The organism is Streptomyces alkaliphilus, assembly GCF_014141535.1.
In the GTDB taxonomy this organism is placed as follows: domain Bacteria; phylum Actinomycetota; class Actinomycetes; order Streptomycetales; family Streptomycetaceae; genus Streptomyces; species Streptomyces alkaliphilus.
Window position 1 is genome coordinate 1 of record NZ_VKHT01001086.1, and the last position, 1,599, is coordinate 1,599.

The following is a 1,599-nucleotide window of genomic DNA, read 5'->3' on the forward strand; positions in this document are numbered from 1 at the left end:
TTTTTTTTTTTTTTTTATTCATCCGTCTACCACCGACCGCTCCACTTGACGCATCGTCGGCAGCGTCCGATGTGTATAGTCGACAGCGTGACCGTCCCCCGGGGCCCGCGGGGGACGGTCACGTGTCGGGAGCGGGCTCCCCGGGGGTCAGGGACGGAAGACGACCTTCACCGCGCCGTCCTCCTTGTGCTGGAACATCTCGTAGGCGCGCGGCGCCTCGGACAGCGGCAGGTGGTGGGTGGCGAAGTCGTCCACGCCCAGGGGGTCCTGCGAGCCCTCGATCAGCGGCAGGATCTCCGGCACCCAACGGCGGACGTTGGCCTGGCCCATGCGCAGGGTGACCTGCTTGTCGAAGAGCGTCATCATCGGCAGCGGATCCGCCTCCCCGCCGTAGACCCCGCTGAGGGAGATGGTGCCCCCGCGCCGCACCATGCCGATGGCCAGGTACAGGGCGGCGAGGCGATCGATCCCCGCGGTGGTGAAGACCTTCTCGGCCAGCTTGCCGGGCAACATGCCACCGGCGGTCTGCGCCAGTTTCCCCGCGGGGCTGCCGTGCGCCTCCATGCCGACCGCGTCGATGACGGAGTCCGGGCCGCGACCACCGGTGCGGTCGCGGACCTCGGCGGTGATCTCCTCCGTGTCGTCGAGGTCGGTGGGGTCGAGCGTCTCCACCCCGCGTGCCCTGGCCCGCTCCCGCCGCTCGGGGACGGGATCGATGCCGATCACCTTCCCCGCCCCGCGGTGCAGGGCGATGCGGCAGGCCATGTCACCGATCGGCCCCAGGCCGAGGACCGCGAGGGTGCCGCCGGGCGGGATGTCCGCGTACTCCACCGCCTGCCAGGCGGTGGGCAGCACGTCGGACAGGTACAGGTAGCGGTCGTCCCCCGGGCCCTCGGGCACCTTGATCGGACCGTAGTCGGCGCGCGGGACACGCAGGTACTCGGCCTGCGCCCCCGGCACCGAGCCGTAGAGCTTGGTGTAGCCGAACAGCGCCGCCCCGGAACCCTGTTCCCGCACCTGGGTGGTCTCGCACTGCGTCTGCAGCCCGCGTTCGCACATGAAACAGCGACCACAGGCGATCTGGAAGGGCACCACCACCCGGTCCCCGGGGGCGAGGTTCCCCACCCCGGAGCCGACCTCCTCCACCACGCCCATCGGTTCGTGGCCGAGGATGTCACCGGGCGTCATGAACGGCCCCAGGACCTCGTAGAGGTGCAGGTCGGAGCCGCACAGACCGCTGGAGGTCACACGGATGATCGCGTCGGTGGGTTCCTCCACCCGCGGGTCGGGGACCTCCTCCACCCGCACGTCCCGCTTCCCGTGCCACACGGTCGCCTTCATGGTCTCTCCTCCGCGTCGTGGTCGATGCCCGGCGGCCCTCCGGCTTCCGGATGCCGGCAGCGTGCCGAACGGACCGGACGGGGCTACACCCATCGGCGTTCACCCCTCCTCCGCCCGGTTGTCTGCGGGTACCCCTCGCGTCCCGCTTCACTCGCGTTCGCCCGCTTCACGGCGCCTTCGGGATACTTTCGGGGTGATTCGCCGCTCCCCGCCGTCGGGGGCCCGGAGGGCTCGACCTCTCCTCCCATCCCATCCCAT

General features: G+C 70.5%; 1 protein-coding gene. It reads right to left on the reverse strand.

Annotated features, from left to right (window positions below):
- Positions 1–147: 147 nt before the first annotated feature.
- A complete protein-coding gene (locus tag FNQ90_RS22555; protein WP_143624703.1) occupies positions 148–1,341 on the reverse strand; it encodes a zinc-dependent alcohol dehydrogenase in 1,194 nt (397 codons plus the stop codon).
- Positions 1,342–1,599: the final 258 nt, after the last annotated feature.

Coding starts and splice junctions, on each gene's coding strand:
- FNQ90_RS22555 (WP_143624703.1), bottom strand. CDS start 1,341: ATGAAGGCGACCGTGTGGCACGGGAAGCGGGACGTGCGGGTGGAGGAG.